Origin of the sequence: Clavibacter vidaverae (assembly GCF_047529985.1) — a bacterium.
Taxonomy (GTDB): Bacteria; Actinomycetota; Actinomycetes; order Actinomycetales; family Microbacteriaceae; genus Clavibacter; species Clavibacter nebraskensis_A.
The window spans coordinates 177,319-202,988 of record NZ_JBLJAM010000002.1; the positions used below are offsets into that span (position 1 = coordinate 177,319).

A 25,670-nucleotide genomic window follows, 5' to 3' on the forward strand; every position below is an offset into this window, starting at 1 on the left:
GCGAGGATGAGGTTCCCGGCGACCGCCCCGCCCCGGCGAGGCGCGCTCGTAGCCTGAGCCCATGACCTCCTCCCGCTCGATCGCGCACGCGATCGCCCCGCTCGGCGGCGTCGCCTTCGCCACCCTCTGGATCCTCGCCGAGACGGGCCGCTCCGGCCTCGCGGGCACCGCGACGCTGGCCGTGGCGCTGGGGGCGGCCATCGCCCTGGCCGTCTGGCTGCCCGCCGCGTCGCTCGCGATCGTCGTCGTGATCCCGGTGCTGCAGCTCGTGGGGCTCGCCCCGGCCGCCGACGCGACCACCTGGCCGATGCACGCGGCGATCGGCGTCGTGCTCCTGCTGATCGCCGCGACGGGCGCGCGACGGACGCGGCTCGTGGCCCTGCCCGTCGGGATCCTCGCGGCCGGGGCCGCGGTCCTCCACATCGCGGTGCCGACCGCCGCCGCGCGCACGCGTCTCCTCGACTGGACGGGCGGCCTCACCACCGGCAGCCCCCGGCCCGTCGGCGACACGGTCGTCGTCCTGCTCCTCGCGGCCGTCGGCGCGGTCGTGATGGCCTGGGCCGTCGGGTTCGCCATCGGCGCCGCCCTGCGCCTCCGCCGCATGGGCACGGTGCTCGAGGAGGCGGAAGGCCGCCTGGCGGAGACCGACATGGAGCTGCGGCTCGGACTCGAGCGCGCCCGCATCTCCCGTGACGTGCACGACTCGGTGGCGCACGCGCTCACCATCGTCGTCGCGCAGTCCGAGGGCGCGACGGCCATGTCCGCGCGGCGGCCGGAGATCGTGGCCGGTGCCCTCTCCGCGATCTCCGGCGTCGCGCGCGACGCCCTGACGGACGTGCGCGGCCTCATCGAGCGCATCACCGAGGCGGGCGACGAGCTGCTGTCCCTCGCCGACCTGCCCGCCCTCGTCGACCGGATGCGCGACGTCGGCATGGGGATCACCCTCGACGAGCTCGGGGAGCGCTGGGACCTGCGTCCCGCGCACCAGCTCGCCGTCTACCGGATCGTGCAGGAGAGCCTGACGAACGCGCTGAAGCACGGCGGCGCGGAGGCCCGCGCGGCGGTCGTGCTCGACTGGCGGGGTCCCGGGCTCGCGCTCCTGGTGCGGTCGTCCGGCAGGGCGCCGCTCGTGACGCACGGAGCCGTGCCGGGACCGGGGGCCGGGATCCCCGGCATGCGCGAGCGCGCCCGGATCGTCGGTGGCTGGCTCACCGCCGAGCCCGACGCGGACGGCGAGTTCGTCGTCACCGCCTTCCTCCCCCTCGACGGCGCGGCGTCCCCGGACGCGCCCGCCTCCGCCTCCGCCTCCGACGCGATCGCGATCCGTGGCTGAGCGCGTGCGCGTGGCGGTGGTCGACGACCAGCCGCTCTTCGCCGAGGGGCTCCGGATGCAGATCGACGCCACGGACGACCTCGTCTGCGTCGGCATCGCGGGGGACGGTCGCGCGGGGCTCGACCTGGTGCGGCGGGAGTCACCCGACGTCGTGCTGATGGACCTCCGCATGCCCGTGCTCGACGGCCTCGCCGCGACCGCCGCCGTGCGGGACGGCGCCGCGGAGGCGCCCCGCGTCATCGTGCTGACCACCATGCGCGAGGACCAGGCCGTGCGCGCCGCCGCCCGGGCCGGCGCCGCCGCGTTCCTCACCAAGGACGCCCGGCCCGAGGTGCTGCTCGCCGCCGTGCGCGCGGCCGCCGCCGGCGACGTCACCGGCGACACCGACGACCTCCTGCGCGACTTCGGATCCCCGTCGCCGCGCCCCGACCTCGACGTGCTCGCCGCGCTGACGCCACGGGAGCGCGAGACGTTCCTGCTCGTCGCGCGCGGGCTCACCAACAGCCAGATCGCCGAGGCGTCCTTCGTCCAGGCGTCCACCGTGAAGACGCACGTGCAGGCGGTGCTCGCGAAGCTCGGGCTCCGCAGCCGCCTGCAGGTCGTCGTCTTCGCCCATGAGAGAGGACTGGTGCGGTCATGAGCGCATCCCCCATCCGCGCGTCCGCGGCACGTCTCGTCCGCCGGATCCGCACGCCCCGCGGCGTCGTCGCCGTCGTGGTCGCGGCCGGGCTCGTCGGCGTCGCCGTCGTCAACGCGCCGGTGCCGCGCACCGAGCCCGTCGCGGACCTCCCCGCGCGGGACGCCGCGGCCTGGACCATGCCGCTCGACGCGGCCGCGGGCGTCTCGATGGACGCCATCGGCGTGGCCGAGGACATCCGCCTGCGGCCGTGCCTCGCCGAGCAGGGCATCGCGGACGAGGCGCCCGCGCTCGACCCGGCGGTGCTCCTCGCGCCGGAGTCGCACGCCGACGGGCGCCTCATCGCCCCGCCGCTCGACGCCGCGCGCGCCGCCGCGCACGGCCACGGGCCGGTCGTGGATCTCGCGCGCGCCGCGCATCGGCAGTGGCGGATGGCACACAACGCCGACCCGGCGCTCGGCACCGCGCTCGACGCCTGCCTCCCGGGCGTCCGCGCGGGCGTCTGGGCGCACGCCGGCACGAACCAGGACATCCAGATGCGCGCGCTCGAGCTGCGCGCCGACGCCCGGGAGCGTGCCCTCCGCGACCCCGCGGTCGTCGCGGCGGCCGACGCATGGGGCTCCTGCCTCGTCGACTCCTCCGAGGACGAGCTCCGCCACCGGGGACGCCCGCTGCCCGCGGATCCCATGACCCTGCTCGAGCCGACCGACGGCGACGGTCCCTCCGCGGACATCGCGCTCGCCCGGGCGGACGCGGCCTGCCAGGCGTCGTCGGGCTACCGCGCCGCCCTGTACGAGGCCCAGTGGCGGGAGGAGTCGCTCGTCACCGAGGCCGACGCCGTCCTCCTCTCGTCGGCGGGGGCCCGCGAGGTGGTCGCGACGACCGCGGCCGTCCGGGAGACGCTGCTCGCCGACCGCGGCTGACCGCGAGGGCGCCCGGCGGACGGGATCCGCCGGGCGCCGCCGAGGCGTGGCAGGCTGGCGGCTCCCCGTCGCCCCGCTGGGAGCCCGGCACGCACGACGACGCACCCGCGTCGGGGTGAGTCCGGCGCTCGTATACCGTGGATGAGCCCATCCGTCCGGGCCATCCGACGGACCGTCCCGACCCCGAGGAGCCCCATGCGCGCCGTCGTCTACGAGCAGTTCGGCGAGACCCCCGTCGTCCGCGAGCTGCCGGATCCCGTGCCCTCCCCCGCCGGGGTCGTCGTGCGCGTCGAGGCCACGGGCGTCTGCCGCAGCGACGCGCACGGCTGGCTCGGTCACGACGACGGCATCGCGCTCCCGCAGGTGCCGGGCCACGAGCTGGTCGGGCGGATCCATGAGGTGGGCCCCGAGGTCACGCGCTTCCAGGTGGGCGACCGCGTCACCGTCCCGTTCGTCTGCGCGTGCGGCCGCTGCGCCGAGTGCCGCGCCGGCAACGGCCAGGTGTGCCGCGACCAGACGCAGCCGGGCTTCACGCACTGGGGATCATTCGCCGAGCTCGTCGCCCTGCACGACGCCGACGTCAACCTCATCCCCGTGCCCGACGACCTCGACGCGGGCGCGGCCGCGCTCCTCGGCTGCCGCTTCGCCACGGCCTTCCGCGGGCTCGTGCACCGGGCCCGGATCCAGCGCGGCGAGCGCCTCCTCGTCATCGGCTGCGGCGGCGTCGGCCTCAGCGCGGTGATGATCGGCGTCGCGGTCGGCGCGGAGGTCATCGCGGTCGACGTCGACCCCGCCGCCCTCGCGCGCGCCTCGGAGCTCGGCGCGGAGTACACGATCGACTCGTCGGGCCTCTCGGAGCTCGACGTCCTCGACGCGATCCGCGCGGTCTCGCCCGACGGCGTGCAGGTGTCGGTGGAGGCGCTCGGCCGCGAGTCCACGCTCCGGATCAGCCTGCTCGCGCTCGCGCCGACGGGCCGGCAGGTGCAGATCGGCCTGTTCGCGAGCGAGCCGACCGTGCCCGTGCCGTTCGTCATCAGCCAGGAGCTGAGCCTGCACGGCAGCCACGGCATGCCCGCGCACGACTACGCCGAGCTGATGGAGATGGTCGCCTCGGGCGCGCTCCGCCCGGAGCTCCTCATCGAGCACCGCATCCCGCTCGATGACGCCCCGGCCGCGCTCGAGGCCCTCGCGTCGGGCGACCGCTCGGCCGGGATCACGCTGGTCGAGGTCGGCTGAGCCCCGCCCGGCCCAGGCCTACCGCGGCGCGTCGAACCAGGCGTCGACCGCGGCGGTGATGCCGGCCTCGTCGACCACGACGTCCGGCTCCACGGGGACGCCGTAGCGCTTCCCCGTGCGATCCGCGTCAACCCCGACCGTGAGGTTGACGACCGCGCCGTCGACGAGGGTCCGCGGCTCGTTCGCCGTGCTGAAGCCGTACGTGGGCTGCCCGAAGGAACGGACGCCCTCCTGGCCGACGAACGCGATCGCGGCCGCCTCGCCGGAGCTCACGGTCATGCCGTCGGTGAGCACCGCGACGGGCAGTCCGGCGGGAACCCGTCCCGCGCCGCTCGTCGCCACCACGTCGCCGTCTTGGGCCACGGCACCGCCCGCAACGGTGACGGGCACCGAGCGGCCCGTGTACTCGAACGACATCACCTGTCCCTCGTCGAGCAGGGGCGAGAGCGCGGCGAGCATGGGCCACATGTCGCCGCCGTTGTTCCCACGGAGGTCGACGATCCAGCCGCGCGTCGTCGCGGGCGCCGCGGCGACCAGGCCCCCTGCGCCCGCGTCGACGTAGCGCTGACGCGACGCGTCGTCGCCGCCGATCAGCGTCGGGATGACGATCGTCGTGATCCCGTCGGCCGTCGTGACCGTCGGCCGCGGCTCGGCCGAGACGGGAGGACTGTCGCCGAAGTCCGCCGCGGCCTCGGCGGGACCGAGGAACGTGCTGTGCTCGCCGCCCAGCTCCTTCGCGGCGCCGGACAGCGCCGGGTGGGTGCCGGCGTAGTTGCGCGCCGACGCGGCCTGCGCGTCCACCCGCGCCCGGACCTCCGCGACGCGGGCGGGATCCGCTTGGAGTCCGTCGACCATGAGGTCCACCGCCATGTCGGCGTAGCGCTGCGGCGACGGCGGGACGTCGAGGAGCCCCGCGCGCTCGAGCGACGGCGTCGCCGCCACGGTCCCGCCCACGAGGACGACGACGAGGACCGCGAACGCGAGGGGCAGGCGGCTGAGGATGCGGGCTCCACGCGAGGTCACGTGCCCACCCTGGCGGACGCGCGTGTCGTGCGGGCGATCGCTCCCCCGCCCTCTCCTTCCCTAGAGCGCGCCCTGCAGCTCCGAGCCCGCCGGGATCGGCGTGAGCCGCGTGACGACCGCCGGCCCGGTGATGAGCCCCGCGAGCGACGCGCCCATCCGCGCGACGGCCTCGCCCGCGCCGTGCGCGTCGAGGTCCTCGACGGACGACCACTTCTCGAGCATCACGATGGTGCCGTCGGGGGCGTCGTGGATCGCGTAGACCTCGCAGCCCTCCTCCTCGTGCACCTCGGCGATGCCGCGGGACAGGGCGGCGACCGCCTCGTCGTGCTTGCCCGCGACGGGCGTGAAGACGGCGGTGACGACGACGGGCTGGGACATGGGGATCTCCTCGGTTCGGGTGGTGCGGGTGGGGATGGGGATGGGGTCGCGGGCGGGATCGCTCACGGACGCGGGATGTTCCGCAGGTTCGAGCGGGCGAGCTTCACGGCCTCGCCGACGCCGCCGTTCATGACGATCTTCGACATCGACAGCGCGAAGCCCTTCACCTGCGCGGCCGTGATCTCCGGCGGGATCGAGAGCGCCATCGGGTCGGTCACGAGGTCGACGAGCGCGGGCCCGTCGTGCGCGAACGCGGCCTCGAGCGCGCCGCGGATGTCGGCCGGGTCCTCGACGCGCTGGGAGTGGATCCCGAGCGCGGCGGCCACCGCGGCGTAGTCGACCATGGGCACGTCCACGCCGAAGTCGGGGATCCCGTCGACGAGCATCTCCACCTTCACGAGCCCGAGCGTCGAGTTGTTGAACACCACGATCTTGACGGGCAGCCCGTACGCCGCCACCGTCACCAGCTCGCCCATGAGCATCGAGAGGCCGCCGTCGCCCGAGACCGACACGACCTGCCGCTCCGGGTACGCGACCTGCGCGCCGATCGCCTGCGGCAGCGCGTTGGCCATGGATCCGTGCACGAGCGACCCGATCATCCGCCGCCGCCCGTTCGGGGTGAGGTAGCGCGCGGTCCACACGTTGCACATGCCGGTGTCGCTCGTGAAGACGGTGTCGTCGCCCGCGACCTCGTCGAGGATGCTGGCCGCGTACTCCGGGTGGATGGGCTTCAGCTTCTCCGCCTTCGACGTGTACGCGCCGACGACCTGCTCCACCTTCTTGTCCTGCTCCTTCAGCAGCTTCTCGAGGAAGCGCCGGTCGGTCTTCCGCTCCACGAGCGGCAGCACCGCGCGGATCGTGGAGAGGGCGTCGCCGTGGATGGCGATGTCGACGTCGGTGCGGCGTCCGAGGCGCTCGGGCGCGATGTCGATCTGCGCGGTCCGCACCTCCTTGCCGGGCAGGAACTGGTCGTAGGGGAAGTCGGTGCCGATGAGGATCAGCAGGTCGGCGCCCGAGATGCCGGCGGCCGCGGCGCCGTAGCCGATGAGGCCCGTCATGCCGACGTCGAACGGGTTGTCCTGCTGGATCACGTCCTTGCCGCGCAGCGAATGGCCGACGGGCGCGGCGATCCGGTCGGCCAGCTCCATGAGCTCGGCGTGCGCTCCGCCCGCGCCGCGTCCCGCGAAGATCGCGACGCTCTTCGCCTCGTCGATGGCCGCGGCGAGCGCGCGCACGTCCTCCTCGGCGGGCACGATCGCGGGACGCCTGGGCAGCGAGAACGCGGGCGCCTCGCCCTCCGCCTCGAACTCGGCGACGTCGCCGGGCAGCGTGATGACGCTGACGCCGCCGAGCGCGAGCGAGTGGCGCATCGCCTGGTCGACGACGCGGGGCGCCTGCACGGCGGTCGAGATCATCTCCGTGTAGTGCGAGCACTCGACGAAGAGGCGGTCGGGGTGCGTCTCCTGGAAGTAGCCGGACCCGATCTGGTTCGTGGTGATGTGGCTCGCGATGGCGAGCACGGGCGCGCCCGAGCGGTGCGCGTCGTAGAGGCCGTTGATGAGGTGGAGGTGGCCGGGGCCGCAGGATCCGGCGCACACGGCGAGCTTCCCGGTGAGCTGCGCCTCGGCGGAGGCGGCGAACGCGCCGGCCTCCTCGTGCCGCACGTGGATCCAGTCGATGCCGCCCTTGCGGCTCCCGCCCGTGCGCCGCACGGCGTCGACGATGGGATTGAGGCTGTCGCCGACGACCCCGTAGATGCGGCTCACCCCCGCCTCGATGAGCTGGGCGATGAGCTGGTCGGCGACCGTGCGTGCCATGGGGAGTCCTTCCGTCGGTGGATCCAGTCAATACCCGCTGCCTCCGCGGCGGCTCCGCGCGGCGGCCTCGCATCCTTAGCGCGGCGTGCCCGGGAATGCGGCCGGTCCCCGCGCGTTGACCCTCAGGTGACCGACACGACGACCGATGCCGCCCGCCCCGCCGCCGCCGACCCCGCCGCCCTCGCGGACTACGAGGCCTGGCACCGCGCCCGCCTCGCCGCCGTGACGAGCCCGTTCGGCAGCCTCGCGCTCATCCAGACGACGTGGCTCGAGCCCGGCCGGGAGGTCAGCGACCTCGAGGCGCTGGAGGGCCAGCCCGACACCGTGCAGCTCACCCGCATCGAGCGCATCTCGCTCGACACCGGCGAGCCCGAGCACGGCTACCGGTTGTGGGACTCGGCGTCGCCGAGGAACCGCGCGTTCGAGGACATCGAGGTCTACCCGTACGCCCCCGAGTGGATCCTCGAGGGCCGCTTCGAGCGCGTCGACGACGACCGCGTGATCCCGTTCGAGCACATCGCCGACGCCGGCCGCACCCGCGAGCTGCCCGTGCCCGGCGACATCGTCGTGACGATCGAGGGGACCGAGGTGCGCCTCAGCGCCTTCGCCGACGGCGACCGCCTCCAGCTCGTCTTCGCCGACGCGACCACCGGCCGCGAGAGCTACGCTCCCAGCCGCTTCCTCTTCCTCCCCCGCCCCGACGGCGACGGACCCGTGACGCTCGACTTCACGCGCGCCGTCGTCCCGCCCTGCGGCTTCTCCGACTGGATGAACTGCCCGCTCCCGCCCGCCGGCAACAAGCTGTCGGCGGCCGTGCGCGCGGGCGAGCGCCGGGTGGTCTACCGCGACGAGGCCTGAGTCCGGCCGCGGCCGCGTCCGTCGCCCCTAGCTGAGCACCTCGGGACGCACCCAGTCCTTCCCGTGCACGTGCTGGTCAAGGAACGCGAGCACCGTCCGGTACCAGACCACCGACTGCTGGGGCTTCAGGATCCAGTGGTTCTCGTCCGGGAAGATCAGGAACCGGTGCGGTGTCGTGCCGTCGTCCGCCGCGTGGTGCTCCGCGAGCTCCGACCAGAGGCGCAGGCTCTCGCCCACGGGGACGCGGTAGTCGCGGTCGCCGTGGATCACGAGCATGGGGGTCACGATGTCGCGCACCGAGTGGTGCGGCGAGTTCCGGTCGAGCCCCTCCGCCGAGAAGATGCTCTGCCAGTACTGCGACGAGTCGGTGGTGGGCCCGAACTGGTCGAGCGCCCAGAGGCTCGCGTGGCTGACGATCGCGCGGAAGCGGTCGGTGTGGCCCGCGACCCAGTTGGCCATGTACCCGCCGAACGAGCCGCCCATCGCGGCCGTGCGCGTCTCGTCGATGTCGGCGCGCGCCTCGACGGCGTCGGTGATCGACATGAGGTCGGTGAAGGGCGCCTCGCCCCACGCGTCCCAGCCGCGCGCGATGAAGTCGAGGCCGTAGCCCGTGCTGAGCGCGGGATCCGGCAGCAGCACCGCGTACCCACGCGCCACCATCACCTGCGGCGTCCAGCGCCAGCTCCACGCGTTCCAGCTGTTGAGCGGGCCGCCGTGGATCCACAGCAGCAGCGGCGCGGGCGCCTCGGCCGACGCGCCCTCCGGCAGCACGAGCCAGCCGCGCACCCGGGCGCCGTCGGCGACGGTCGTCTCGACCTCGGTCATGGTGCCGGTCGTCGCGGGGATCGGGGCGGGCGTCGCGAGCGCCGTCACGGATCCGTCGGCCGCCGACACGCGCACGGGGTGCGCGGGCGCCATCCACGAGGAGCGGAGGGCGAGCACGTCGCCCGTCTCGCGGTCGACGCGGACGTCCGTGTAGGAGTGGTCGTCGGTCGTGAGCTGCGCGACGGAGCCGTCGAGGCCGATGCGGAAGACGGGCCCGCGGCCGTCCTGGTCGGCCGTGACGACGAGCGCCTCGGAGTCGGCGTCGAACTGCAGCGAGGAGGGCCAGCGGTCCCAGTCGGCGGCGACGCGGCGGGCGTCGGATCCGTCGAGCGCGGACACCCAGACCTCCTGCTGCGTGGGCCCGGCGGGCGTCGCACGGTCGGTGCGGATGTAGGCGAGGAGCGCGCCGTCCGGGCTGACGGCGGGCGACTCGACATCGGCGTCCGGCAGGTCGAGGAGCGTGGTGCGCTCGCCGGTCGCGACGTCGATGGACACGAGCGCCTGGCGGTGGCCGCGGCGCTCCTTAACGCCGACGGCTACGACGAGCGTGCGTCCGTCGGGGCTGATCGCGGCAGCGGCGTGGTCGAGCGTGCGACCGGGCCGGGGCGTGAGGTCGCGCGGGCGCGGCAGGGAGGTCGGGTACGGCAGCGCGGTGGCGGCGGGCGCACCGGCGGCGGATCCGCCGTCCTCGGTCGCGGCCTCCGCGGCGAGCGCGGTCGCGGCGTCGGCGGCGGTGGGTCGGGCGGGCTCCTCGACGAGCGCGTCCGCGAGGTCGATCGCGAGCAGGTGCGGCTCGTCGGGGCCGAGGTCGTGGTCCCAGTACCGGACGGGGTAGCTCTCGTGCAGGATCGCGTTCACCTGGAGGTCCGCGCGCTTCCTCCGTGCCACCGCGTCGGCCTCGAGCGAGCCGGATCCGGGCAGCAGCGGCGCCTGCACGACCACGGTGGACGCGTCCCGCGCCACGGCCGCGATGCCGTCCACGCCGCCCGCGAGCCGCGTGATCGCGCGGGCCTCGCCGCCAGCCGCGGGCAGGATCCACAGCTGCGCGGCCTCCTTCGCGTCGGCGTCGTCCGCGTCGGGCCGCGAGGAGACGAAGAGGAGGTCGCCCGTGGCGGTGAAGGCCGCGCCGGCCTCGCTCCTCGCCGAGCGGGTGAGGCGCTGCGGCGCGCCGCCGCCCGCCGCGGGCACGACCCAGAGGGCGTGGCGGTAGCCGGTGCGCGCGGCGTCGAGGGTCGTGACGGTGAGCACCGCGCGGCGTCCGTCGGGCGAGAGCACGAGTCCGCCGAGGCGCGGGATGGCGATGAGGTCGTCGAGCTCGGAGAAGGGGGTGGGGGTGTCGGGCATGCTCCCACGCTAGCCGGGCGCCTCGGGGAGGGGCCTCGCGCGGGATCCTCCGCACCCTGGGCGGCGCCGGTGCCCCGATAGGATCGACGCCATGGAGCGGCGAGCCGGACGGGTCGGGAGGCCCGCGCGCGTGTCCCGGCGACTCATCGCCGAGGCCGCCCTCGAGGTCGGCCTCAACACCCTCACCCTCACCTCCCTCGCGCAGCGCCTGGGCGTCGACCACTCGACGCTGTACCGGCACGTCGCGAGCCGGGACGACATCGTCCTCCTCGCCTGCGACACCGCGATCGCGCGCATGGGCTGGCCGGTCGTCCCCGACGTCCCCGACGCCGTCCTCACCTCGGCCGACGACACCTCGTGGCGGACGTACCTCGCGCAGGCCGTCGAGCGCGTGTGGGACATGTACGACCGCCACCCGGGGCTCGCCACCGCGATCCACCACCTCGAGACCGCGCCGGACCAGGCCGTCCTCCGCTTCACCGGGGCGATCCGCGACCTGACCCGCATGGGCTTCACGGAGGCGGACGCCGTGCTGGTGCTCGACACCGTGCTCGACATCGGCGTCGAGTCCTACGTCGGCTGGGAGCGCGTGCTGGCCGTGGGCGGCCGGGTGCAGAAGGCGCGCACGTCGTCGGCGCCGATCGGGGAGGACAGGGTGCCGGCCGCCATGGGACGCGGGCTGCTCGCGCTGGCCGCGGACGGCACCGCCCCCGACCGGGCGGCCGACGCGGACGCCGCCGCCTCCCCGCACGCGTCACGGCGCGGCGGGCCCGCGCACTCGTCGGGGGCGCCCGACGCGGTGCACGCCCGCGAGGAGGAGGCCCAGCGCGACGTCCTCGGCACCGTGGACCGCGTGACCGCGCGCTTCGCGGGCGAGGTGGCGACGGGATCCGCCTCGACGCCGCGGGACTGGTGGCGGCGCAAGCTCGGCGTGATCCTCGCGGGCGTGGCGGGCCTGCGCTCCCCCGGGCCGAGCGCCTCCGACGGCTAGTCGGCCGCGGGGCCGCCGACGGGATCCGCGTCGTCGTCCCCGTCGACCCGCTCGGCGAGCACGGGCGCGAGCACCGCGCGCACCGCGGCCTCGCCGTCGGCGCCGAGGTGAAGCCGGTCGTCGGTGAGGGTCGGGGCGAGCTCCCCGTCGCCGAATCCGAGGGCCGGCCACAGGTCCACGTAGCGGGCGCGGACGGCCGGCGCGTACTGGCGGATGTGCACGTTGACGACGCGGATCCGCTCGGCGTGCTCGCGCCCGCGCGGCGGCACCGAGAGCACGATGAGCCGCGCCGTCGGCAGGTCGCGTCGGAGGTGGGCGAGGATCGTCTCCAGCGCGCGCACGGTCGCCTCGGGTCCGCGGCGGAGTCGGCCGAGGTCGTGCGTGCCGCAGGAGACGACGACGGTGGCCGGGTCGGCCGCCACCACCTCCGGCAGCAGCGCCAGCACGTCGTCGGTGGTCTGGCCGGGGCGACCGAGGTCGACGACCGGGGCGTCGTCGACGACGTCCGGGCCCGGGACGATGCCGCCCCAGCCGCCGCCCTCCGCCAGGCTGTCGCCCAGGAGGACGATCGTGCGCGTGCGCGGTGCCATGGATCCGCCTCTCGTCGTGCCCATCATGGTCCCCGCGTGCGGGGATGTCACCGGCTCGACCCGTTCGCTCAGGCGCGCGGCCGACGCATCAGGCGGCGCCACCAGCGGCGCGGACGCGGGGCCGCGACCAGCACGGCGACCGCCACGAGCAGCGGGAGGGACAGGATCGTGGCGACGAGCGCGCCCGCCTGCCCGGGGCTGAGGTCCATGCCGAGCACGTCGACGGTGACCCGGCTCACGGCGCCGTCCGTGAGGTCGGTGATGCTGCGGCTCCCCGCGGCGTCGACCGGCACGGGCTTCCACTCCTCCGAGGCCTGGGGATCCGGCGTGGGCGCCGCCGGTGTGGGCGCCGTGGCGGGCGCCTTCGAGGCCGCCGGCTCGTCGCCCAGGATGGACGCCAGGTCCGCCCGCGCCTCGACGGGCCCGGACACGCTCATCGTCACCGCGGTCGCGAGCCCCGCCGACGCGAGGGCGATGCCCGCGAGCGTCAGGACGATGAGGCCGATCCGCGGAGCCCGGGTCCGCCGGCTCACCGGGCAGCCCCCTCGCGGGGCCGCTCCGCCTCGCGGCGCCGGGTGGCGGCGAGCGCCTTGGCGGTGATGCGCGTGGCCATCGACGTGAAGATCACGCCGTGGAAGGGGAGGATCGAGAACCAGTAGAGCCGGCCGGCGAGGCCGGACGGGAAGAAGATCGCGCGCTGGCGGTAGTCGCTGCCGCCGTCGGCGCGGGGCGTCGAGCTGAGCTCGAGCCAGGCCTCCCCCGGCAGCTTCATCTCGGCGCGGAGACGGAGGCTGGATCCACGCTCGATGTGCTCCACGCGCCAGAAGTCGAGCGCGTCCCCGGTCTGCAGGGTGGTGGCGCTGCGACGGCCGCGACGCAGGCCCACGCCGCCGACGAGCTTGTCCATCCAGCCGCGCGCCGCCCACGCGACGGGCAGCGAGTACCAGCCGTTCTCGCCGCCGATCGACTCGATGACGGCCCACAGGTCCTCGGGCGCGGCCTCCGTGGAGCGCTCCTTGAGGTCGAGGTAGACGGTGTGGCCAGCCCAGTCGGGATCGCTCGGCAGCGGGTCGCTGGGCGCGCCGACCACGGCCGAGTCCTTCCAGCTGGTCTCGACGACGCCGTCCCGCATCTTGCCGAGCGCGAGGCGCACGGACCGGCGGTAGCCCGTGAGGCCGCCCTCGGGATCCGGGATGTAGGAGGAGATGTCGTGCTCGCCCATCACGCAGTCGTACTGGAGCGACTCGATGATCGGCACGGCGAGCGTGCGCGGGATCGGCGTGACGACGTTCACCCAGTGGGCGGCGAGCCGCGGCGCGAAGACCGGGATGGAGGCGATGGGCCGCTGCGGGAGGCCCGCCTCGACCGCGTAGCCGTTCATCATCTGGCCGTAGCGGAGCACGTCGGGGCCGCCGATGTCGAAGGTGCGGTTGAGGTCGGCGGGCAGGTCGGCCGCGGCGACGAGGTAGTAGAGCACGTCGCGGATGGCGATGGGCTGGATGAAGTTCCGCACCCACCCGGGCGCGGGCATGAACGGGAGCACCTCGGTGAGGTGGCGGATCATCTCGAAGGACGTGGATCCGGATCCGATGACGACGCCCGCCTGCAGCGCGATGGTGGGCACGCCGCTCGCGAGCAGCACGTCGCCCACGGCCTTGCGGCTCGCGAGGTGCTTCGAGAGCTCGTCGGTGTCGGGGTGGAGACCGCCGAGGTAGACGATGCGGCCGACGCCCGCGACGTGGGCGGCCTCGGCCACGTGCTCGGCGGAGGTGCGCTCGGATGCGGCGAAGTCGCCCTTCGCGCCCATGCCGTGCACCAGGTAGTAGAGGACGTCGACGTCGGCGACCGCCGGGCCGAGCGTGGACGCGTCGGAGAGGTCGCCCCGGACGACCTCCACGTCGTCCCGCCAGGGCACGTCGGTGAGGCGGCGCGGATCCCGCACGAGGACGCGCACCCGGAAGCCGGCCGCGAGGAGGCGGGGCACGAGCCGGCCGCCGATGTAGCCCGTCGCTCCGGTCACGAGGGCGAGACGGGAGGCGGGACTCGGCGATGTCATTCCCTCACGCTAGGCAATCAGCCTGGCAAGGGGCTCCCAGGAGCCGGGACGCGCGGTGGGCGACGCCCGACGATCAGCCCTCGGCGGACTCGAGCTCGGCGAGGTACCGGCGCCAGGTGCGGCCGTGCTCGGCCTCGCACGTGGCCCAGTCGACCGGCTGGCCGTGGACGAGGTCCTCGAGCAGGTCGAGGTGCATCCGCCAGCTGGCCTTGAGGACGTTCGCGATGCCCGCGGGCAGGACCCCGGAGACCGTGACGACGAGCTCGGTCTGCCGGTCGCGGGGGCCGCCGGGCACCTCCTGGAGGCGGAGGCGGAAGCGGGCGGTGACCTCGCCTTCGTGGACGAACGTGTAGTCGACCGCGCTCCCCTCTTCGAAGCGCGTGACGATGCCGCCGGACGCGGAGGCGAGGCTGCGGTCGGGGACGGTCATCCACTCGAACCAGAACTCGCCGCCCTCCTCCTGCTCGATGGACGCCTCGGCGAGCCAGCCGGAGACCATGTCGGGGTCGGAGACCGCGTCCCACACGATGAGGGCGGGCAGGTCGATGAGCCGGCGGAACACGAACTGGTACGGCAGGAAGACGGTGGACTCGCGGGCCTCGGAGAGGACGGCGCCGGGGAGGGCGGGGAAGCGCTCCCGGTCGCGCTGCGGGTCGTCGAGGCCGACGGAGGCGGGCATCCCCTCGTCGAGCTCGCGGGAGGCGAGGCGCGCCTCCGCGGCGTCGGCGAAGTCGAGGGCGGGGGCTCCGCCGCGACGGGAGGGCGCTGCTCCCTCGGCGCGCGGGTCGGACCCCTCGCGAGGGGTCTGGCCGGGGGCGTGATCGGGATCCACGTGCCGAGCCTAGGCGCGGACCGCCGGTGCGGTCCGTGAATTCCACACAGGTGTCAGGGCAGGCAGGGCGGGACGCGGCCATATCCTGGACGCCGGCCCCCGGCGGATCCGGGGCCGGGACAGGGACGAAGATGCCTCGCACGCTCGCGCTCGCCGTCGACTTCGGGGGCACCAAGGTGGAGTCGGCGCTGGTGGACGACGCGGGCCGCGTGCTCGAGGGCAGCCGCTTCCGGGCTCCCACCGGGCCGGGGCGATCCGCCGACGAGCTGCTCGACCGCGTGCTCGGGGTCGCGCGCCGGGCCCTGGACGCGCTCCCCGACGACGCCCTGCTGGTCGGCACCGGGCTCGCCGCCGCCGGACCCGTGGACGTGCGCCGCGGGCTCGTCTCGCCCCTCAACGTCGCCGCCTGGCGCGACTACCCGCTCCGCGACCGCGTGGCCGAGCTCACGCCCGACGTGCCGACGACCCTGCAGATGGACGGCCTCGCGATCACGCTCGCCGAGCACTGGGTCGGCGCCGGCCGCGGCCACGACCACGTGATGGGCATGATCGTCTCCACGGGGATCGGCGGCGGGCTCGTGCTCGGCGGCCGGACCGCCGCGGGATCCACGGGCAACGCCGGCCACATCGGCCACGTCGAGGTCGCCGGGTTCGACGACCCGTGCACGTGCGGCGGCCGGGGCTGCGTGGAGGCGATCGCGTCGGGACCGAGGAGCGTCGCGTGGGCGCGCGCGCAGGGCTGGAGCGGATCGACCGGCGAGGACCTGGCCGCGGGCTACCGCGCGGGCGACGAGCTCGCCGTGCGGGCGGTGCGGCGCGCGGGCCTCGCGATCGGCCGCGCCATCGCGTCGGCCAGCTCGCTCGTCGACCTCGACGTCGTGGCCATCGGCGGCGGCTTCAGCCGCGTCACGCCCGACCTCTTCGACATGATCCGCGAGCCCGTCGCGCTCCGCGAGCAGTTCGGCTTCGTCACGAAGACGCGCGTCGTGCCGTCCGGCCTCTCGGAGGACGGCCCGATCATCGGCGCGGGCGCGCTCGTGCATCGCCGGGAGATGGTCCCGAGCTTCTGACGGCGGTCGCCGGGAGGCTCCCCCGGACCCTCCCGGTGACCGCCGCGCGTCGCTTCCCGGCCTAGGACAGCTCGGCGTAGAGCGGGCTCGTGTAGAACCAGAGGTCCTCCCACGGGTCCGCGTCGCCCAGCACGTCGATGGCGGGGCCGGCCGGGTCGATCGCCGCGCCGAGGAAGCCGGGCTGCTGGCGCTTCCCGTCGGTGCCGCGCAGGCGCACGTAGAAGCGGTCGCCGGGCAGCGTGATCTCGAGCGACAGGCGGTACCCGCCCGGGATCGCGGCGAGCCGCGCGACCGGCAGCTGCGCGACGACGCGCGTGGCGGGCGCGGTCATCGCGTCGCGGTCGGCGGCGGGGCCGTCGATCCGGCCGACGATCACGTCGACGCGCGCGAGCTCCGGCACGAAGCCGGCGCGGTTCGGGCGCGACGCGGTCATGATGTCGGCGGTCACCGTCACCCTGCGGTCGCGCTTGCCGATGAGCGTGCCGCCCAGCGGGATCGTGCGGCCGCGCTCGAGGACGAGGCGCGCGTCGATGGAGTCGACGAGCCCGCCGTGGTCGACCCACACGCGGCCGGCGCGGATCGCGTCGAGCACGGACGTGTGGTCCTGGCGGACCGCGCCCACGTGCGTGCGGCTGTAGTGGCCGGGCCAGAAGTCGTTCTCGTCGGTGTCGACGCCGCCGCGGTAGACGGGATCCACCATGCGGCCGTCGCGCTCGTAGTCGCTGCCCGGGCCGACCTCGGTGGTGTCGAGGTAGACGTTGTGGCTGTCGCTCGTGGCGGTGACGACGAAGTGCCGGCCCTCGGCGAGCATCGAGTCCCAGACGCCGCCGACCGTGGCCGTGACCCAGTCGAAGCCGCCCCAGGTGCGGTACGACTCGGCCGGGTAGCCGGGGAAGGAGTACTTGCCGGGGGTGTTGCCGTAGAGGCCGCGCCCGCCGGAGGTGCTGTGCGGGGACGGCAGGCCGCCCGCCTGGTGGCCGGGCGCGCCCTCCATGCCGAGGACCACGCGCGGGCCGGCGTCCTGCCACGCGCGCAGCTCGTGCGGCGAGTCGATGCCCTGGCGCGACGGGTGGTTGGGGAGCATCACGGCATCCTTGACGCGGCGCGAGGCCACGGCCTGGTCGAGGAAGCGGATCCCCTCGATCGCGAGCGCCTCGTTGGCCGGGGTGCCGTCGCGCGTGCCCTTCACGCGGGCGTCCCAGCGCTCCTCGATCTCCTTGAGGACGCCGACCGCGTCGCCCTGCGGGTGCACGAACACGGTCGCGTGCTCGGCGCCGGGGATGTTCCACTCGAGGCCGTGGAAGATCACGATCTCGGAGCCGAACTCCTTCCGCGCCTCCTCGATGAACGGGACGATCTGGTCGACGCTGCCCTTGGTGGCGTGCGCGGTGTTGCCGTGGTCGGTGAGCACGATCCACTGCACGCCGTTCGCGACGGCCTGGCGGATGTGGTCGCGGACGCGGTACTTGCCGTCGTTGCTGAAGAGCGTGTGGACGTGGTGGTCGCCCTCGAGCCAGAGGTAGCCGCCGACCTTGGCGGGCGTGCCCGCCGCTCGGGCGGCGGGGGTGGATCCGAGCGCGGCGATGGCGACGCCGGCGCCGGCCGCAGCCCCTCCCTGGAGCAGGCCCCTGCGGCTCACCGTCGTGCGTGGGTCGTTCGTCATCCGTGTCCTCCGTGTCGCTGTGCGGGTGCATTTCGCAGCCTGCCGAATAGACGCGACGGGAGGTGGACATCCGATGGACGCCGGGCGGTCCGGAGGTGAACGGGGCGGGCGGGCGGGAGCGCGCGGCCACCCAGGGGGCGCCGGTCAGCCCTCGCGCGCCGCCTCGCGGGTCGTCCGATCCCAGGTGTCCTCGAGCATGCGGGGCTTCGCGAGGTAGAAGCCGGACGCAGACGCCACCGCGACCATGGCGAAGAGCATGAGGAGCGGCGCGGTCCAGCCGCCCGAGAGCTCGTGCAGCACGCCGAACATCAGCGGGCCGATCGCGCCGATCGAGTAGCCGATGCCCTGCACGAAGCCGCTCAGCGCGACCACTCCCCCGTGCGTGCGGGTGCGGAGGTTGATGAGCACGAAGACGAGCGGGAACAGCAGCGGCCCGGATCCCGCGGCCGCCACCCAGAGCAGCGGCGCCGCGGCCGGGGCGACGAGGAGGCCCACGTAGCCGACGACGAAGAACAGCACGCCGACCTGGATCAGGATGCCGACGTTCCTCATGCGGGCCGCGAGGATCGGCATGATGATCGCCGCCGGCAGCCCCATGAACCCGAACACGGCGAGCAGCGCGCCGGAGGCGACGGGCGTCTGGCCGGCGGTGTCCTGCAGGAGGGCGGGCAGCCACGCGAACATCGCGTAGGCGTTGAACGACGAGGCCGCCTGGATCCCGACGAGCGCCCACGCCACCGGCGACCGGAACACGCGCCCGGTGACGGCGGCGGGCGCCTCCTCCACCTGGTCGAGCGCCGCGGCGGCCGCGCGCTCGCGCCGGGTGTCGCGGCGGTGGTTCACGAGCAGCGCGACCCAGGGCACGAGCGCGACGACCGCGACCGCGGCCCACGCGCCGATCGCGACGCGCCAGCCCGCGCTGTCCGCGAGCGGCGCGGCGACGAGCGAGGGCACGCCGGTGCTGATCGACATCATCACGGTGGTGAGCGAGGTGAGCGGCCCGATCCGGCCGGGGAAGTACTTCTTCACGAGCGGCGGCAGGAGCACGTTGCCGAGACCCATGCCCGCGAGCGAAAGCACCGTGCCCGCGCCGAAGACGACGACCGCGTCGGATCCGGCGCGCAGCAGGTGCCCGACGACCATCGCGACGAGGCCCACCACGACGGTGAGCTCGAGGCCGAGCCGGCGGGAGATCGCGGGCGCGAGCAGGCCGAACAGCGCGAAGCAGACGGGCGGCAGGGCGCCGAGCACGCCGATCGCGACGCTGTCGAGCGGGACGTCGCGGCCGATCTCGTCCACGATCGGCGAGAAGACGGCGACGGCGGTGCGGAGGTTGAGGGCGACCAGCACGATGCCGACCAGGGCGAGGAGCGCGCCCGCACGGGGAGCTGCGGGAGTCGTCGTCACCACCAGATTCTACGGCGGCCGGAATAGGCTTCCGGCCATGAGCGAGATCTCCCGGCACCTGCCCCTCAGCCAGCGCGCGTCCGAGCCTGAGGCGAAGGTCTCGGGCGTCTGGAGCGCCGAGATCGCGGACGTGCTCGACCGCACCGCCGACCTCCTCGCGTCGCTCGACGCCGACGGCTGGGAGGCCGCGAGCATGTGCGACGGCTGGACCGTGCGCGACGTCGCCGGCCACATCGTCTGGCGGGTCGGCGCGAGTAACGCCGCCATGGTGCGCACGGCCGTCGGATCGCTGCGCCGCCGCCCGCACCTCAACCCCATGAAAGCGATGGACGACCTCAGCGCCGACGAGGCGGAGCGCTCCCCCGAGGACCTGGTCGCCCGGATCCGCGCCATCGCCGCGGAGAAGCGCGCGGGGAAGGGCCGCAAGCGCGTGCCCGAGCTGCTCGAGGTGGTCGTGCACGCGTTCGACATCGCGCACGCGCTCAAGGCGGACCTCGAGCTCGACCCGCGTTCGACCGGCGCCGTCGCGGTGGCCCGCGCGGCCATCGCGCCCGCGCAGATCCGCGGCGTGCTGCGGGCGCGCATGCTGCGCGCGTCGGACGCCGGCTGGAGCATCGGCCACGGTCCCGCGATCGAGGCCACCGCCTCGACGCTGATCATGTACCTCTTCGGCCGCACGCCCCGCCCCGAGGGCGACGCCGCAGCGGCCTAGCGCGCCTCAGATCCCGAGCACCGCGCGGGTGCGGACCACGTCGTCCGTCATCTGGGCGATGAGCGGGTCGCGGCCCTCGTAGGCGACCATGCCGCGGATCCGGGCGACGAACACGACCTCGACCTCGTGGTCGTACAGGTCGAGCGTCTCGTCGAGCACGAACGCCTCGACGACGCGCGGCCGGACGCCCGCGAAGGTGGGGTTCGTGCCGACGGAGATGGCCGACGGGTAGGTGCGGTCGCCGTCGCGCAGCCAGCCGGCGTAGACGCCGTCGGCGGGGATGAGGCCCTCGGCCTCGGGCGACAGGTTCGCCGTGGGGAATCCCAGCTCGCGGCCGCGCTTCTCGCCGTGCACGACGAGGCCGCGGACGGCGGGGCAGCGGCCGAGCAGCTCGGCGGCCGCCTCGACATCGCCGCGGTCCATGAGGTCGCGGATCCACGTGGAGGAGACCTTGCGGCTGCCGTCGGGCATGACGTCGCCGACGACCACCGTGCGGAAGCCGTGCTGCTCGCCGAGGCGCGTGAGCGTGGCGGCGTCGCCCGCCCCCTGCGCCCCGAAGCGGAAGTCCTCGCCCACGAGCACGACGCGGGCGCGGAGCGCGTCGACCAGCACCGTGCGGACGAACTCCTCCGGGCTCAGGCGCTGGAGGCGCTCGTCGAACGGGAGCATGAGGGTCGCGTCGACGCCGAGCTCGGCGAGCAGCTCGACCTTCTGCCGGTTGCTCACGAGGCTCTGCGGGCGCGCGGCCGGTGCCAGGAGCGCCGCCGGGTGCCGGTCGAAGGTGACGACGGCGGAGGAGAGCGACTCGTCGGCGGCGATGCCCAGCAGGCGCCGGATCACCGCGCGGTGGCCCGCGTGGACCCCGTCGAACTTGCCGATCGTGACGGCGCTCGGCCCGAACCCGCCCGGCACCTCGGCCGGATCGTGGACGACGAGCACGGTCAGCGGTCCCCGCGCACGGGGCGCTCGTCGACGGCGCTCACGCGGGAGCGGCCGCCGCGGCGGAGCCACATGAGGCCGAGCACGGGGAGCACCAGCGGGATGAAGACGTAGCCGTAGCCGTAGACCGACCACACGCTGTCGTGCGGGAAGAGCTGCGCGTCGACGAGGCTCAGCGTGCCGACCACGAGCACGCCGACGAGCTCGAACGCGATGGTGGCGAAGGCGACCCGGTACCAGCGGCGCGCGGCCTCGGGCGTGCGGGCGGGAGCGACGAGGGCGACGGTCGCGACGATGTAGACGACGGCGGCGAGCGCCGAGAGCGCGTACGCCACCGGGGCCTCGTCGTACTTGGTGAGGATCTGGGTGACCGAGCGGCCCGTCGCGGCGAGGGCCAGCAGCCCGTAGAAGAAGACCAGGACGCGCCCGAGACCGGTCATGCGCGAGGTACGGGAGTCAGTCATGGCACCTGCGATTATCCCCTACCCGAGGGAGAGGGCGGTCACGCGGACTGGACGTTCCAGATGACGTCCATCCGGTAGACCATGATCGCGATGGCCAGGCACGAGGCACCCAGGATCACGGTGCTCCAGCGGGTGCGCTCCACGAGCGCCCAGAACATGGCGAGCGGCGGGATCAGCAGCCCGCTCAGCAGGTACGCGTAGTACTCGATGAGGCTGCCGGACGGCGGGTTGCCCGCCGCGGGCGCGACGATCGCGACGACGAGCTGCCCCACGAGCAGCACCTCCACGAGCGCTGTCGGCCCCATGGTGAGGTCGCTGGGCTTCCGCCCGACCGCGCCGAGCACGAGGCAGAGGAGGCCGGCGACGACGGCGACGGCGATCTGCGCGACCGTGAACCAGCCGATCACGAGTCGCCCCGGTCGTCGGCCGGGAAGTTGACGATGGAGGTGCCCGTGCGTCCGCGGAAGCCGACGAGGCCCACGAGACGGCCGTCGGGCGCGACCGCGGCGAGCGGATCCTCGGTGGGTGCCTCGTCGGGCGTCGTGAGCCTCTTGCCGTGCCCGAGGTCGACGGCCTCCTGCTCCGTGAGGTGCAGCACGTCGAACAGGCGCGCGGCGGCGTCGGCCGGCGGGATCAGCCGGTCGGCGACCACCATGTCGTCGATCGCGACGGCGTCGTCGACGTGGAAGGGGCCGACGCGCGTGCGACGGAGGGCCGTGAGGTGGCCGCCGACGCCGAGCGCGCGGCCGAGGTCCCGCGCGAGGGCCCGGACGTAGGTGCCCGAGGAGCAGGTGATCCGCACGGACAGGTCGAGCTGGGCGCCGTCCTCCTCGCCCTCCTCCGCCTCCACGGCGTCGAAGCGGAGCACGTCGAAGGCCGAGACGGTGACCTCGCGCGCCGCGAGCTCGACCTCCTCGCCGGCGCGGACGCGGGCGTACGCGCGCTTGCCGTCGACCTTGATGGCGCTCACGGCGCTCGGCACCTGCGAGATCGTGCCGCGGAGGTCGGCGATCGCGCGCTCCACGTCGGCGACGGCGAGGTCGCGGATCCGCCCGGGCTCGGCGCGCGAGACGACCTCGCCCTCGCGGTCGTCCGTCGTGGTGGCGCGGCCGAGGCGGATGGTGGCGAGGTACTCCTTGTCGAGGCCGACGAGGTAGGTGAGCAGGCGCGTGGAGCTGTTGACGCCGAGGATCATGAGGCCGGTCGCCATCGGGTCGAGGGTGCCCGCGTGCCCGACCTTGCGGGTGCCGGCGAGCCGGCGGGTGCGGGCGACGAGGTCGTGGCTCGTCCACTCCCCGCGCTTGTCGATGAGGAGCAGGCCGCTCGCGGTGGAGGGCGCGGCGCGGGGGGTCGGGGTTTCCATGGCCCCACCATCATGCCGTGCCCGGAGGGCCGCCCGGCTCGCTCGGAGGCGCCCGGCCTAGGATCGGGAGCGTCGGAGGAGGACGCGTGCGGATCGGTGTCTTGGGGGCGGGCGCCGTCGGCGGCACCATCGCCGCGCTGCTCGAGCGCAGCGGCCACCAGGTCGACGTCACCGCCCGGGGACCGCACCTCCGCGCGATCCAGGACCGGGGCCTCCGCCTCGCCGGCGGCTGGGGCGACCACGTCGCGCGCGTCGCCGCCGCCGAGCGCCTGGGCCGCCCGCCCGAGGTCGCGATCGTCGCCACCAAGATCGCCGACGCCCGCGACGCCATGGCGGAGAACGCCGGCTGGCTCCGCGGCATCCCCGTGCTCGTCGTGCAGAACGGGCTCTCCGCGCTCACGATGGGCGCCGAGTCCCTGCCGCGCTCCCAGGTCGTGGGCGGGCTCGCGCTCGTCGCCGCCTCGCTCACCGAGCCCGGGCTGGTCACCGTCACGGCGCCCGCCGGCATGCACATCGGCAGCGCGGACGGTCCGGACGGCCCCGGGGTCGCCCTCGTGCGCGAGGTGCTGGATCCCGTCATGCCCGTCACGGTCGCCCCCGACTTCCGCGGCGCCCAGTGGACCAAGCTCGTCGTGAACGGGATCAACGCCGTGCCCGCCGTCACGGGCCTCAGCGCGCAGGCGGTCATCGCGGATCCCGCGCTGCGGCGCATCGTCACGCGCGCCATGCAGGAGACCGTGCGCACCGGCCTCGCCCGCGGCGTCGTCTTCGGGAAGCTCGGCGGGCTCTCGCACCGCCGGCTGCGCCTGTTCGCGTCGCTGCCGCTCGGCCTCGCCCAGCGCATGCCGGTGTCGCTGGCCCGCGCGATGGGCCAGGTGCCGAATCCCGGGTCGACGCTGCAGAGCATCCGACGCGACCGCCTCACGGAGATCGACCACCTCAACGGCGCCGTCGCGGCCCTGGCGCCCGGCGTCGGCCAGGACGCGCGCGTCAACGCCGCGCTGGTGCAGCTCGTGCACGGCGTGGAGGCGAGCGGACGGCACCTCTCCCCCGCGGAGCTCGCGCGGCTGATCCCGCGCTGACGCGGGCGTGCCCGCGCCTCGACGGGGCGGGCCTCGCCGCGGCGGGCCTCAGCAGCTGTCGGCGAAGACGCGGCGCGGCAGCTCGGGGTCGGAGACGTCGACGATCATGGTCGCGGCACGACGCGGGTTCACCTGGCGGATGTAGCGCGCGTGCGCCTCCTGCGCGGCGTCGGACGCGTCGCCGCCCGAGGTCGCGAGCGGCTCGTCCGGCAGCAGCAGGTAGACGACGGCGTTCCAGAGGCCGCGCAGCTCGGGCGCCTGCATCCCGTCGCCGGCGACGAGCAGCACGGCGTCGTCGGGGGCACAGGTCACGGGATCCCCGTCCGGGCGGAGCGCGACGGGCGCGCCCGGCTTCCGGAAGGGGCGCACGAGACCGTCGCGGAGCGCCTCCGCGTCGACCGCACCCTCTCCCGTCGCGAAGTCCGCGGCCGCCGCGACGTACGTGCCCCGGCCGCCGGCGCGCAGCACGTCGGCGAGGTCCCGCGCGAAGGCGACGGGGTCGGCGAGCGGACCGCCGTCGACCGCGAGGTACGCGCGGCCCCGGCCGTAGTTGTGCAGGAACTCGTCGGCGAGCGAGGACAGGACCTCGGCGCGGGAGGCGCGGTACAGGGGCATGGGCCGAGCCTAGGCTCATCGTCTCGTACGCTGGCCGGATGCCGGAGACCGCCCTCGCCCGAGACGTCAACGCGTGGTTCCGGGCGAACGCGCGCGACCTGCCCTGGCGGCGCGAGGGCTTCGGATCCTGGGGCATCCTCGTCAGCGAGTTCATGCTGCAGCAGACGCCCGTGGTCCGCGTCATCCCGCGGCTCGAGGAGTGGCTGGCGCGCTGGCCGGTGCCCGCGGCGCTCGCGTCCACCCCGGCCAGCGAGGCCGTCCGCGCATGGGGCCGGCTCGGCTACCCGCGGCGGGCGCTGAATCTGCACGCGTGCGCCGTCGCGATCGTCGAGCGGCACGGCGGCGAGGTGCCGGAGGACGTGGACGCCCTCCTCGACCTCCCCGGCATCGGGCCGTACACGGCGCGCGCGGTGGCCGCGTTCGCGTTCGGGCACCGGCACCCGGTGGTCGACGTCAACGTGCGCCGTGTCCTCGCGCGCGCGGTCGCCGGCCAGGGCGATCCCGGCCCCGCGCGGACCGCCGCCGACCTCGCCGCGATGGAGGCGCAGCTGCCCGATGACGTCGCCGAGGCGCGCGTGTTCAACGCGGGGACGATGGAGCTGGGCGCGGTCGTGTGCACCGCCCGCTCCCCGCGCTGCGATGAGTGCCCGGTGCGCGACCTGTGCGCGTGGCGCGCCGCGGGCTACCCGGCCTACGACGGGCCGGCGCGCGTCGTGCAGAAGCGGTACGAGGGATCCGACCGGCAGGTGCGCGGGCTCCTGCTCGCCGAGCTGCGGTCGAGCCACTCCCCCGTGTCGGCCGCCGACCTCGCGACGGCGTGGCCGGAGCCCGTGCAGCGCGAGCGCGCGCTCGGCGGGCTGATCGCCGACGGGCTCGTGGTGCGCCAGCCCGACGGGACCTACGCCCTGCCGAGCTGACGCGCGTCGGCCGGAACGCCGTAGCGCGCCGGCCTACGCGGTGGATCAGTGCGCCGGCTCGTGCCCGGGCGCCGTGCGGTCGAGGTCGTCGCCGTCCTCGCCGTCGTCCTCGTCGAGGTCGTCCTCGTCGTCCGCGATCACGCGCGGCTTGACGTACGGGTCCTCGTCGCCCGCGTACACGCCGGCCTTCGCCTGCGTGTGCACGTCGGCGTCGCGACGGCGCGCCTCCTCGAGGAGGGCCTCGATCGCGGCCGCGTTCTCCGGCACGCCGTCGAGGATGAACTCGAGCGACGGCGTGAGGCGCGCGGTGATGTTCTTGCCCACCTCGCTGCGGAGCATGCCGGTGGCGGACTTGAGGGCGGCGGCCGTGTCGGCGCGCTCCTCGTCGGTGCCGTAGACCGTGTAGAAGATGCTGGCGTGCTGCAGGTCGCCCGTGACGCGCACGTCGGTGACGGTCACGAAGCCGAGGCGCGGGTCCTTGATGCCCCGGTCGAGCTTGCGCGCGACGATCTCCTTGATGCGGTCGGCCATCTTCCGGGCCCTCGCGTGATCGACCATGGTCGACGTCCTTCCGTGACGGATGCGGCCGGGCGAG

The 25,670-nt window shown here is 74.9% G+C and carries 26 protein-coding genes; 10 read left to right on the forward strand and 16 right to left on the reverse strand.

Going from position 1 to position 25,670, the window contains the following annotated elements:
• The first annotated feature begins 61 nt into the window (after positions 1-61).
• The 4 genes from ACMT9T_RS13575 (at position 62) to ACMT9T_RS13590 (ending at position 4,129) form a co-directional block, all read left to right on the forward strand.
• On the forward strand, positions 62-1,333 hold the full coding sequence (locus tag ACMT9T_RS13575) for a sensor histidine kinase (RefSeq protein ID WP_414746047.1): 1,272 nt from the start codon (positions 62-64) through the stop codon (positions 1,331-1,333).
• Complete coding sequence (locus tag ACMT9T_RS13580) at positions 1,326-1,973, forward strand: response regulator transcription factor (RefSeq protein ID WP_414746048.1); 648 nt, start codon at positions 1,326-1,328, stop codon at positions 1,971-1,973. Before ACMT9T_RS13575 ends, ACMT9T_RS13580 begins: the two co-directional genes overlap by 8 nt.
• Positions 1,970-2,893 carry a hypothetical protein gene (locus ACMT9T_RS13585; protein ID WP_414746049.1) on the forward strand — a complete coding sequence of 308 codons (924 nt, stop codon included), beginning with the start codon at positions 1,970-1,972 and terminating at the stop codon, positions 2,891-2,893. Before ACMT9T_RS13580 ends, ACMT9T_RS13585 begins: the two co-directional genes overlap by 4 nt.
• Positions 2,894-3,088: 195 nt before the next feature.
• A complete protein-coding gene (locus ACMT9T_RS13590; protein WP_414746050.1) occupies positions 3,089-4,129 on the forward strand; it encodes a zinc-dependent alcohol dehydrogenase family protein in 1,041 nt (346 codons plus the stop codon).
• A gap of 18 nt (positions 4,130-4,147) precedes the next feature.
• On the opposite strand, the gene ACMT9T_RS13595 is transcribed toward ACMT9T_RS13590, so the two are convergent.
• From ACMT9T_RS13595 to ACMT9T_RS13605, 3 genes are all read right to left on the reverse strand, one after another.
• A complete protein-coding gene (locus ACMT9T_RS13595; RefSeq protein ID WP_414746051.1) occupies positions 4,148-5,152 on the reverse strand; it encodes a S41 family peptidase in 1,005 nt (334 codons plus the stop codon).
• A 60-nt stretch (positions 5,153-5,212) separates the two neighbouring features.
• On the reverse strand, positions 5,213-5,530 hold the full coding sequence (locus ACMT9T_RS13600) for a putative quinol monooxygenase (RefSeq protein ID WP_414746400.1): 318 nt from the start codon (positions 5,528-5,530) through the stop codon (positions 5,213-5,215).
• A gap of 62 nt (positions 5,531-5,592) precedes the next feature.
• A complete protein-coding gene (locus ACMT9T_RS13605; RefSeq protein ID WP_414746052.1) occupies positions 5,593-7,347 on the reverse strand; it encodes a pyruvate dehydrogenase in 1,755 nt (584 codons plus the stop codon).
• A 126-nt stretch (positions 7,348-7,473) separates the two neighbouring features.
• Here ACMT9T_RS13605 and ACMT9T_RS13610 point away from each other — a divergent pair, with 126 nt between their 5' ends.
• The gene (locus ACMT9T_RS13610) at positions 7,474-8,205 is read left to right on the forward strand and encodes a DUF1684 domain-containing protein (RefSeq protein WP_414746053.1); all 732 of its coding nucleotides are present in this window, start codon (positions 7,474-7,476) and stop codon (positions 8,203-8,205) included.
• A 27-nt stretch (positions 8,206-8,232) separates the two neighbouring features.
• Here the strand turns inward: ACMT9T_RS13610 and ACMT9T_RS13615 are convergent, their stop codons facing one another.
• Positions 8,233-10,374 (reverse strand): S9 family peptidase, encoded by a 2,142-nt coding sequence (locus tag ACMT9T_RS13615; RefSeq protein ID WP_414746054.1) that lies wholly within the window; start codon positions 10,372-10,374, stop codon positions 8,233-8,235.
• A gap of 130 nt (positions 10,375-10,504) precedes the next feature.
• On the opposite strand from ACMT9T_RS13615, the gene ACMT9T_RS13620 reads away from it, so the two are divergent.
• Positions 10,505-11,365, forward strand: coding sequence for a TetR/AcrR family transcriptional regulator (locus tag ACMT9T_RS13620; RefSeq protein ID WP_414746055.1), 861 nt, complete (start codon positions 10,505-10,507; stop codon positions 11,363-11,365).
• Here the strand turns inward: ACMT9T_RS13620 and ACMT9T_RS13625 are convergent.
• From ACMT9T_RS13625 to ACMT9T_RS13640, 4 genes are all read right to left on the reverse strand, one after another.
• On the reverse strand, positions 11,362-11,955 hold the full coding sequence (locus tag ACMT9T_RS13625; protein WP_414746056.1) for a GDSL-type esterase/lipase family protein: 594 nt from the start codon (positions 11,953-11,955) through the stop codon (positions 11,362-11,364). The two genes, ACMT9T_RS13620 and ACMT9T_RS13625, sit on opposite strands and share 4 nt — an antisense overlap.
• Before the next feature lie 68 nt (positions 11,956-12,023).
• Positions 12,024-12,488 carry a hypothetical protein gene (locus ACMT9T_RS13630; RefSeq protein ID WP_414746057.1) on the reverse strand — a complete coding sequence of 155 codons (465 nt, stop codon included), beginning with the start codon at positions 12,486-12,488 and terminating at the stop codon, positions 12,024-12,026.
• Positions 12,485-14,011: an SDR family oxidoreductase gene (locus ACMT9T_RS13635; protein ID WP_414746058.1), complete on the reverse strand. Its 1,527-nt coding sequence runs from the start codon at positions 14,009-14,011 to the stop codon at positions 12,485-12,487. Before ACMT9T_RS13635 ends, ACMT9T_RS13630 begins: the two co-directional genes overlap by 4 nt.
• A 73-nt stretch (positions 14,012-14,084) precedes the next feature.
• Positions 14,085-14,843 carry an SRPBCC family protein gene (locus ACMT9T_RS13640; RefSeq protein WP_414746059.1) on the reverse strand — a complete coding sequence of 253 codons (759 nt, stop codon included), beginning with the start codon at positions 14,841-14,843 and terminating at the stop codon, positions 14,085-14,087.
• A 131-nt stretch (positions 14,844-14,974) separates the two neighbouring features.
• On the opposite strand from ACMT9T_RS13640, the gene ACMT9T_RS13645 reads away from it, so the two are divergent.
• On the forward strand, positions 14,975-15,913 hold the full coding sequence (locus ACMT9T_RS13645; RefSeq protein WP_414746060.1) for an ROK family protein: 939 nt from the start codon (positions 14,975-14,977) through the stop codon (positions 15,911-15,913).
• A gap of 61 nt (positions 15,914-15,974) precedes the next feature.
• On the opposite strand, the gene ACMT9T_RS13650 is transcribed toward ACMT9T_RS13645, so the two are convergent.
• Together ACMT9T_RS13650 and ACMT9T_RS13655 are read right to left on the reverse strand one after the other, a co-directional pair.
• Positions 15,975-17,576 (reverse strand): PHP domain-containing protein, encoded by a 1,602-nt coding sequence (locus ACMT9T_RS13650; protein WP_414746061.1) that lies wholly within the window; start codon positions 17,574-17,576, stop codon positions 15,975-15,977.
• Between the two features lie 144 nt (positions 17,577-17,720).
• Complete coding sequence (locus ACMT9T_RS13655; protein ID WP_414746062.1) at positions 17,721-18,983, reverse strand: MFS transporter; 1,263 nt, start codon at positions 18,981-18,983, stop codon at positions 17,721-17,723.
• Between the two features lie 37 nt (positions 18,984-19,020).
• Between ACMT9T_RS13655 and ACMT9T_RS13660 the strand changes: the two genes are divergently transcribed.
• On the forward strand, positions 19,021-19,695 hold the full coding sequence (locus tag ACMT9T_RS13660; RefSeq protein ID WP_414746063.1) for a maleylpyruvate isomerase family mycothiol-dependent enzyme: 675 nt from the start codon (positions 19,021-19,023) through the stop codon (positions 19,693-19,695).
• Positions 19,696-19,701: 6 nt separating this feature from the next.
• On the opposite strand, the gene ACMT9T_RS13665 is transcribed toward ACMT9T_RS13660, so the two are convergent.
• Genes ACMT9T_RS13665 through truB form a run of 4 tightly spaced genes read right to left on the reverse strand, consistent with a single transcriptional unit; the run spans position 19,702 to position 22,461 of the window.
• On the reverse strand, positions 19,702-20,634 hold the full coding sequence (locus ACMT9T_RS13665) for a bifunctional riboflavin kinase/FAD synthetase (RefSeq protein WP_116056066.1): 933 nt from the start codon (positions 20,632-20,634) through the stop codon (positions 19,702-19,704).
• Between the two features lie 2 nt (positions 20,635-20,636).
• Positions 20,637-21,098 carry a hypothetical protein gene (locus tag ACMT9T_RS13670; protein WP_414746064.1) on the reverse strand — a complete coding sequence of 154 codons (462 nt, stop codon included), beginning with the start codon at positions 21,096-21,098 and terminating at the stop codon, positions 20,637-20,639.
• A gap of 38 nt (positions 21,099-21,136) precedes the next feature.
• Positions 21,137-21,505, reverse strand: coding sequence for a hypothetical protein (locus ACMT9T_RS13675; RefSeq protein ID WP_414746065.1), 369 nt, complete (start codon positions 21,503-21,505; stop codon positions 21,137-21,139).
• Entirely contained in the window at positions 21,502-22,461 is a 960-nt protein-coding gene (truB, locus tag ACMT9T_RS13680) for a tRNA pseudouridine(55) synthase TruB (RefSeq protein ID WP_414746066.1), read from the reverse strand. Before truB ends, ACMT9T_RS13675 begins: the two co-directional genes overlap by 4 nt.
• Before the next feature lie 86 nt (positions 22,462-22,547).
• Here truB and ACMT9T_RS13685 point away from each other — a divergent pair, with 86 nt between their 5' ends.
• Positions 22,548-23,543, forward strand: coding sequence for a ketopantoate reductase family protein (locus ACMT9T_RS13685; protein WP_414746067.1), 996 nt, complete (start codon positions 22,548-22,550; stop codon positions 23,541-23,543).
• Between the two features lie 48 nt (positions 23,544-23,591).
• Here the strand turns inward: ACMT9T_RS13685 and ACMT9T_RS13690 are convergent, their stop codons facing one another.
• On the reverse strand, positions 23,592-24,158 hold the full coding sequence (locus tag ACMT9T_RS13690; RefSeq protein ID WP_414746068.1) for a nucleoside/nucleotide kinase family protein: 567 nt from the start codon (positions 24,156-24,158) through the stop codon (positions 23,592-23,594).
• Between the two features lie 38 nt (positions 24,159-24,196).
• On the opposite strand from ACMT9T_RS13690, the gene ACMT9T_RS13695 reads away from it, so the two are divergent.
• Positions 24,197-25,075 carry an HhH-GPD family protein gene (locus ACMT9T_RS13695; RefSeq protein ID WP_414746069.1) on the forward strand — a complete coding sequence of 293 codons (879 nt, stop codon included), beginning with the start codon at positions 24,197-24,199 and terminating at the stop codon, positions 25,073-25,075.
• A gap of 45 nt (positions 25,076-25,120) precedes the next feature.
• On the opposite strand, the gene rbfA is transcribed toward ACMT9T_RS13695, so the two are convergent.
• Positions 25,121-25,633, reverse strand: coding sequence for a 30S ribosome-binding factor RbfA (rbfA, locus tag ACMT9T_RS13700; RefSeq protein WP_414746070.1), 513 nt, complete (start codon positions 25,631-25,633; stop codon positions 25,121-25,123).
• Between the last annotated feature and the right edge of the window lie 37 nt (positions 25,634-25,670).

What these genes read in the sequence shown, in the direction of transcription:
- ACMT9T_RS13690 (WP_414746068.1), bottom strand. Translation starts at nt 24,158, where the DNA reads ATGCCCCTGTACCGCGCCTCCCGCGCCGAGGTCCTGTCCTCGCTCGCC.
- rbfA (WP_414746070.1), bottom strand. Translation starts at nt 25,633, where the DNA reads ATGGTCGATCACGCGAGGGCCCGGAAGATGGCCGACCGCATCAAGGAG.
- ACMT9T_RS13615 (WP_414746054.1), bottom strand. Translation starts at nt 10,374, where the DNA reads ATGCCCGACACCCCCACCCCCTTCTCCGAGCTCGACGACCTCATCGCC.
- ACMT9T_RS13650 (WP_414746061.1), bottom strand. Translation starts at nt 17,576, where the DNA reads ATGACGAACGACCCACGCACGACGGTGAGCCGCAGGGGCCTGCTCCAG.
- ACMT9T_RS13660 (WP_414746063.1), top strand. Translation starts at nt 19,021, where the DNA reads ATGAGCGAGATCTCCCGGCACCTGCCCCTCAGCCAGCGCGCGTCCGAG.
- ACMT9T_RS13635 (WP_414746058.1), bottom strand. Translation starts at nt 14,011, where the DNA reads ATGACATCGCCGAGTCCCGCCTCCCGTCTCGCCCTCGTGACCGGAGCG.
- ACMT9T_RS13625 (WP_414746056.1), bottom strand. Translation starts at nt 11,955, where the DNA reads ATGGCACCGCGCACGCGCACGATCGTCCTCCTGGGCGACAGCCTGGCG.
- ACMT9T_RS13670 (WP_414746064.1), bottom strand. Translation starts at nt 21,098, where the DNA reads ATGACTGACTCCCGTACCTCGCGCATGACCGGTCTCGGGCGCGTCCTG.
- ACMT9T_RS13600 (WP_414746400.1), bottom strand. Translation starts at nt 5,530, where the DNA reads ATGTCCCAGCCCGTCGTCGTCACCGCCGTCTTCACGCCCGTCGCGGGC.
- ACMT9T_RS13645 (WP_414746060.1), top strand. Translation starts at nt 14,975, where the DNA reads ATGCCTCGCACGCTCGCGCTCGCCGTCGACTTCGGGGGCACCAAGGTG.
- ACMT9T_RS13590 (WP_414746050.1), top strand. Translation starts at nt 3,089, where the DNA reads ATGCGCGCCGTCGTCTACGAGCAGTTCGGCGAGACCCCCGTCGTCCGC.
- ACMT9T_RS13575 (WP_414746047.1), top strand. Translation starts at nt 62, where the DNA reads ATGACCTCCTCCCGCTCGATCGCGCACGCGATCGCCCCGCTCGGCGGC.
- ACMT9T_RS13695 (WP_414746069.1), top strand. Translation starts at nt 24,197, where the DNA reads ATGCCGGAGACCGCCCTCGCCCGAGACGTCAACGCGTGGTTCCGGGCG.
- ACMT9T_RS13605 (WP_414746052.1), bottom strand. Translation starts at nt 7,347, where the DNA reads ATGGCACGCACGGTCGCCGACCAGCTCATCGCCCAGCTCATCGAGGCG.
- ACMT9T_RS13585 (WP_414746049.1), top strand. Translation starts at nt 1,970, where the DNA reads ATGAGCGCATCCCCCATCCGCGCGTCCGCGGCACGTCTCGTCCGCCGG.
- truB (WP_414746066.1), bottom strand. Translation starts at nt 22,461, where the DNA reads ATGGAAACCCCGACCCCCCGCGCCGCGCCCTCCACCGCGAGCGGCCTG.